The organism is Salmonella sp. NW645 (genome assembly GCF_051703725.1).
GTDB lineage: Bacteria > Pseudomonadota > Gammaproteobacteria > Enterobacterales > Enterobacteriaceae > Salmonella > Salmonella enterica.
Window position 1 is genome coordinate 69,347 of record NZ_JAMMKR010000013.1, and the last position, 6,256, is coordinate 75,602.

Sequence of the window (6,256 nt, forward strand, 5' to 3'; positions counted from 1 at the left end):
GATGACAACCCAGGCTGTTTCTGGTCGCCGTTATTTCACTAAAGCGTGGCTTCTTGAGCAGAAGTCGCTCATTGCCCTGCTGGTGCTGATCGCGATTGTTTCGACGTTGAGCCCCAACTTTTTTACCGTTAATAATCTGTTCAATATTCTTCAACAGACCTCCGTCAACGCCATTATGGCGGTAGGGATGACGTTGGTGATTCTGACATCGGGGATCGATCTGTCCGTCGGTTCCCTGCTGGCGCTCACCGGCGCGGTTGCCGCTTCAATCGTCGGCGTTGAAGTGAATGCGCTGGTCGCGGTTGCCGCCGCGCTGGCGCTGGGCGCTGCGATTGGAGCTGTTACTGGCGTTATCGTCGCGAAAGGCCGCGTACAGGCGTTTATCGCTACGCTGGTGATGATGCTGCTACTGCGCGGCGTGACGATGGTTTACACCGACGGTAGTCCGGTCAATACCGGCTTTACCGATAACGCCGATCTGTTTGGCTGGTTCGGTATCGGCCGTCCGCTGGGCGTTCCTACGCCGGTCTGGATCATGGCTATCGTCTTTATCGCCGCCTGGTATATGCTGCATCACACCCGTCTGGGACGCTATATCTACGCGCTGGGCGGTAACGAAGCGGCGACGCGCCTGTCTGGCATTAGCGTGAGCAAAGTGAAAATTATCGTCTATTCACTTTGCGGCCTGACAGCGTCGCTGGCGGGCATCATTGAAGTGGCGCGCCTCTCTTCCGCGCAGCCGACGGCGGGTACCGGCTATGAGCTGGATGCTATTGCCGCCGTGGTGCTGGGCGGCACCAGCCTTGCTGGCGGTAAAGGACGCATTGTTGGGACATTGATCGGCGCATTGATTCTCGGCTTCCTTAATAATGGTTTGAATTTGTTAGGTGTTTCCTCCTATTACCAGATGATCGTCAAAGCGGTGGTGATTTTGCTGGCGGTACTGGTAGACAACAAAAAGCAGTAACAACGACTACAGGACATCTGAAATATGAACATGAAAAAACTGGCTACCCTGGTATCTGCTGTTGCGCTGAGCGCCACCGTGAGCGCGAATGCAATGGCGAAGGACACCATTGCGCTGGTGATCTCTACCCTCAATAATCCCTTCTTCGTGTCGTTAAAAGACGGGGCGCAAAAAGAGGCGGATAAACTGGGTTATAACCTGGTGGTGCTGGACTCCCAGAACAACCCTGCCAAAGAGCTGGCGAACGTGCAGGATTTAACCGTTCGCGGGACCAAAATTCTGCTGATCAACCCGACTGACTCCGATGCGGTGGGTAACGCGGTGAAGATGGCGAACCAGGCGAAGATTCCGGTTATCACGCTTGACCGCCAGGCAACCAAAGGCGATGTCGTCAGCCATATCGCGTCTGATAACGTGCTGGGCGGTAAGATCGCTGGCGACTATATCGCGAAAAAAGCTGGCGAAGGCGCCAAAGTGATTGAGCTGCAAGGCATTGCCGGAACATCTGCGGCGCGTGAGCGTGGCGAAGGTTTCCAGCAGGCGGTAGCCGCCCACAAATTTAATGTCCTGGCCAGCCAGCCTGCCGATTTCGACCGTACTAAGGGTCTGAACGTCATGCAGAACCTGCTGACCGCGCATCCGGATGTTCAGGCTGTCTTCGCCCAGAACGATGAAATGGCGCTGGGCGCACTGCGCGCACTGCAAACTGCCGGTAAAGCAGATGTGATGGTGGTTGGATTTGACGGTACGCCGGATGGCGAAAAGGCTGTAAAAGATGGCAAACTGGCAGCGACTATCGCTCAGTTACCGGATCAAATCGGCGCCAAAGGCGTTGAAGTGGCGGATAAGGTGCTGAAAGGCGAAAAAGTTCAGGCCAAATATCCGGTTGACCTGAAACTGGTCATCAAGCAGTAATAAACGACACGGGTCAACTATGGCCTGATGGCGACAGAAATACGCGAGCCTCCGCTGAGGTGAACGTAAAAAAAGAAAAGCAGGGCACGCGCCACCCTAACCGGTGGCGCACTTTGACGTGGAACCCCGAATATGAAAACCGCAGGTAATCTCATCGTCCTTGGCAGCATTAATGCCGATCATATCCTTAATCTTGAGTCCTTCCCTACCCCGGGTGAAACGGTAACCGGCAGCCATTATCAGGTCGCGTTTGGCGGGAAAGGCGCGAATCAGGCGGTTGCTGCAGGACGTAGCGGGGCGAATATTGCGTTTATCGCCTGCACGGGCGATGACGATATTGGCGACAGTATTCGTAAACAATTAGTCAGCGATCGCATTGATATCGCGCCAGTTAGCGTCATTAAAGGCGAGTCTACCGGGGTGGCGCTGATTTTCGTTAATGGCGAAGGCGAGAACGTCATCGGTATTCATGCCGGAGCGAATGCCGCGTTATCGCCGGCGTTGGTTGATGCGCAACGTGAACGTATCGCGCAGGCGGATGCGTTACTGATGCAGCTGGAATCGCCGCTGGACAGCGTACTGGCGGCGGCGAAAATCGCCCATCAACATCATACTACTGTTGCGCTTAACCCGGCGCCTGCCCGTGAGCTACCGGATGAACTGCTGGCGCTGGTGGACATCATCACGCCAAATGAAACGGAAGCTGAAAAGCTGACGGGCGTGCGTGTGGAAAATGACGACGATGCCGCGAAAGCTGCGCAGGTTTTGCATGATAAAGGCATTCGAACCGTATTAATTACCTTAGGAAGCCGTGGCGTCTGGGCCAGCGTAGACGGCGAGGGCCGCCGCGTTCCTGGATTTAGCGTTGAGGCTGTCGATACCATTGCCGCCGGAGATACGTTTAACGGCGCCTTTATCACCGCGATACTGGAGGAGACGCCGTTGCCGGAAGCGATTCGCTTTGCCCATGCCGCCGCCGCGATTGCCGTAACGCGTAAAGGCGCGCAACCGTCCGTTCCGTGGCGCGAAGAGATAGAAGCGTTTTTACATCAGCAGGGGTAACGCTTGGCTACTATGAAAGATGTTGCCCGCCTGGCGGGAGTCTCTACATCGACGGTCTCTCACGTTATTAACAAAGATCGCTTTGTGAGTGAGACGATAACCGAAAAAGTTGAAGCGGCGATTAAATCACTTAACTATGCGCCTTCCGCGCTGGCGCGAAGCCTCAAGTTAAACCAGACCCGCACGATTGGTATGCTAATTACCGCCAGTACCAACCCTTTTTATTCCGAACTGGTGCGCGGCGTTGAGCGAAGCTGTTTTGAGCGCGGTTATAGTCTGGTGCTGTGCAATACCGAAGGCGACGAGCAACGGATGAACCGTAACCTGGAGACGCTGATGCAAAAACGGGTAGACGGTTTACTGCTGCTGTGTACCGAAACGCATCAGCCTTCTCGGGAAATCATGGAGCGTTATCCGTCTATTCCTACCGTCATGATGGACTGGTCGCCGTTTGATGGTGAGGGCGATAGCGATCTCATTCAGGATAATTCGTTGTTAGGCGGCGATCTTGCGACCCAACACCTTATCGATAAAGGATTTACCCGAATAGCCTGTATTACCGGCCCGCTGGACAAAACGCCAGCGCGTTTACGGCTGGAAGGGTATCGGGCGGCGATGAAACGCGCAGGGCTGGCTATTCCGCAAGGCTATGAGATCACCGGCGATTTTGAATTTGGCGGCGGCTTTGACGCCATGCAGGCGTTACTCGCCCATCAACAGCGACCGCAAGCGGTTTTTACCGGAAACGATGCGATGGCTGTCGGCGCCTATCAGGCGCTATATCAGGCGGGGCTTCGTATTCCGCAGGATATGGCGGTCATTGGCTATGATGATATTGAGCTGGCGCGCTATATGACGCCGCCGCTGACGACTATCCATCAGCCGAAAGATGAATTGGGCGAGCTGGCTATTGATGTGTTGATTCATCGGATGGCGCAGCCCGCCTTGCAACAACAGCGACTTCAGCTTACTCCGGTTTTGACGGTGCGTGGGTCGGTTTAGATTTATGCCGTTCTTTAATCAGATTGTTGCCGTCTTTGGCTCTTAGCAGCATAAACATCAGCGCGGACACGATAGTGATCGCCCCCATCGTGATAAAGGTGTAGTGGAACTGTTCCACGGTACTGGTGCCCGCAAAACCTTCATAAATACGTAACACCGCCGCGCTGATCGCCACGCCTAAACTGATAGACAATTGCTGCGTAACCGCCAGAACGCTGTTGCCGCTGCTGGCGTTATCGTCCGTCAGATCCGCAAGAGTAATTGTATTCATTGCCGTAAATTGAGTGGACATCGCCATTCCAAGAATGAATAGCGGCAGTACGAGCATCCAGATCGGCATGGCGGGAGATTGAAACGAAAACTGGGCAATCATCAGACCGATAAATACCGTAATGCCGACCAGAGTCTTCCGGTATCCCAAACGTCGCAAAACCTGCGTTACGGTCGATTTCGCGATAATAGAACCCAAAGCTGTCGGCGCCATCATGCAGCCGGCGATCAGAGCCGGGTAGCCAAAACCAACCTGTAGCATTAACGGCATCAAAAAAGGTACGCAGCCTGTCCCCAGACGCGTGGCGAGGTTGCCGGCAATACCGACGGAAAATGTGCGTGTCTTAAACAGCGATAGTGATATTAACGGTGTCGGATGACGGCGGGCGTGGCGGATATAGGCCAATAGTAGAACGATACTGCAAAAAATAATGGCGGATGCGATCCATGTCGCCACAATCTTTTCGCCAAACAGTTCCATTCCGCTGGAAAATAAAACCAGACTTAACCCAAAAAGAAAGAAGCCGGTCATGTCAAACTTGCGACGCGGCGTGGTGAAGTTGGGCATATATTTGCGGGCATACAGAATGCCTGCAACACCAATGGGAATATTAATCAGGAAGATCCAGTGCCAGCTTGCCCAGGTCACCAGTACGCCGCCTAATACCGGCCCCAGAATCGGACCTACCAGCCCCGGCATAGTGACAAAGTTAAGAACAGGCAGCAGCTCACTACGCGGATAGGCTCGCAATAACGCAAGCCGCGCCACTGGCATCATCATCGCTCCGCCGACGCCTTGTACGACGCGAAAAATAACCAATTCAGATAGTGAACTGGAGAGCGCGCAGGCCAGCGAGCCTAACGTAAACAGACTTACGGCAACCATAAAGACGCGACGCGTACCGAAGCGGTCAGCCAGCCAGCCGCTTACCGGAATTAACATAGCTACTGTCAGGGTATAACTGATAATAGCGGACTGCATGGCGAGTGGTGAACGGTTAAGGCTATGCGCAATAGCCGGTAAAGCGGTATTCAAAATGGTGGCGTCTAGCGCCTGCATAAAGAAGGCCATCGCCGCGATCCACGGCAGGCCAGCCATACTGCGCGCTTTTTTGCTGGTCATTCAATATCCTGTTAATTATCTGGTCTCTCATTAGGCGCTATTAACAACGCCTGGCAGGCCTGGAAAGCGCGTTCGCCGTCGCCATCAGCGATGGCATCAACAATGGCCTGGTGCAAATCCAGCTTTACCACCTCGTTATAGGTGATTGAGGTAAAGTAAGTGTGATAAACCGAATGAAATAGCGTCGCAAAAGAGATTAGAAAGGGATTGGCGCTCATTTCGTAGATATGCTCGTGCCACGCCATATCCACTTCAATCCATCGTTCACGCTTAAAATGCTTTTTCAGCGCGACCATCTCTTCCATTAAGGCATTAAGCCGCGCTTTCTGCTCCGGTGTGCCAAGAGTCGCCGCCAGCAGGCAGGCTTGCGGCTCCAGGCTAATACGCATCACCAGAAAATGATCTACCACCTGATGAAAATTTTCTTCCGTCATCCACCAGGTCAGCAGCTCTTGATCCAGAAAGTTCCAGTTTCCCTGCGGCATCACCCGCGTACCAATGCGCGGACGGGGTAGCACCATACCTTTAGCCGTCAACGTTTTCACCGCTTCGCGAACTGCCGTTCGACTTACGCCGTACTGCTCGCCCAGTTCTATTTCGCCGGGAAGAATCGTACCAGGGGCGTAGTCACCCTTTAATATCCGCTGCGCCAGCTTTTCAGCCAGAACATAGGATAGATTTTTCTGTGCGGCTAATTGTTGTGCGCTTAAAGGCATGAATGTTCTTCCTTTCTCTTTCGTTTGGTTATTAGTATGCCACCTGGAAGTGTGATTGCAGTTGCAATAACGGCAATTTGCTTATTTTATGGCACGTTAAGCCCGCTGTTGATGAAAAAAGAGACACTCAGAAAATTATTTTAAATTTCCTCTTGTCAGGCAGAAATAACTCCCTATAATGCGCCACCACTGACACGGAAC

At 53.3% G+C, this 6,256-nt stretch carries 6 protein-coding genes; 4 read left to right on the top strand and 2 right to left on the bottom strand.

The genetic code is table 11. The features are described from left to right. The first annotated feature begins 1 nt into the window (after nt 1). The 4 genes from rbsC (at nt 2) to rbsR (ending at nt 3,946) form a co-directional block, all read left to right on the top strand. On the top strand, nt 2–967 hold the full coding sequence (gene rbsC, locus NA389_RS20990) for a ribose ABC transporter permease (protein WP_000211345.1): 966 nt from the start codon (nt 2–4) through the stop codon (nt 965–967). Between the two features lie 24 nt (nt 968–991). Further along, entirely contained in the window at nt 992–1,882 is an 891-nt protein-coding gene (rbsB, locus tag NA389_RS20995) for a ribose ABC transporter substrate-binding protein RbsB (RefSeq protein ID WP_001056260.1), read from the top strand. 132 nt (nt 1,883–2,014) lie between these two features. Continuing rightward, the gene (gene rbsK, locus NA389_RS21000) at nt 2,015–2,944 is read left to right on the top strand and encodes a ribokinase (protein ID WP_000844723.1); all 930 of its coding nucleotides are present in this window, start codon (nt 2,015–2,017) and stop codon (nt 2,942–2,944) included. 3 nt (nt 2,945–2,947) lie between these two features. Further along, the gene (gene rbsR / locus NA389_RS21005; protein ID WP_000224487.1) at nt 2,948–3,946 is read left to right on the top strand and encodes a ribose operon transcriptional repressor RbsR; all 999 of its coding nucleotides are present in this window, start codon (nt 2,948–2,950) and stop codon (nt 3,944–3,946) included. Here the strand turns inward: rbsR and mdtD are convergent. Together mdtD and NA389_RS21015 are read right to left on the bottom strand one after the other, a co-directional pair. Continuing rightward, nucleotides 3,912–5,339, bottom strand: a complete 1,428-nt coding sequence (mdtD, locus tag NA389_RS21010; RefSeq protein ID WP_000202071.1) for a multidrug transporter subunit MdtD — start codon at nt 5,337–5,339, stop codon at nt 3,912–3,914. The genes rbsR and mdtD overlap by 35 nt on opposite strands. Nucleotides 5,340–5,350: 11 nt before the next feature. Further along, complete coding sequence (locus tag NA389_RS21015) at nt 5,351–6,055, bottom strand: FadR/GntR family transcriptional regulator (protein WP_001131144.1); 705 nt, start codon at nt 6,053–6,055, stop codon at nt 5,351–5,353. Nucleotides 6,056–6,256: the final 201 nt, after the last annotated feature.

Coding starts and splice junctions, on each gene's coding strand:
- rbsK (WP_000844723.1), top strand. CDS start 2,015: ATGAAAACCGCAGGTAATCTCATCGTCCTTGGCAGCATTAATGCCGAT.
- mdtD (WP_000202071.1), bottom strand. CDS start 5,339: ATGACCAGCAAAAAAGCGCGCAGTATGGCTGGCCTGCCGTGGATCGCG.
- rbsC (WP_000211345.1), top strand. CDS start 2: ATGACAACCCAGGCTGTTTCTGGTCGCCGTTATTTCACTAAAGCGTGG.
- rbsB (WP_001056260.1), top strand. CDS start 992: ATGAACATGAAAAAACTGGCTACCCTGGTATCTGCTGTTGCGCTGAGC.
- NA389_RS21015 (WP_001131144.1), bottom strand. CDS start 6,055: ATGCCTTTAAGCGCACAACAATTAGCCGCACAGAAAAATCTATCCTAT.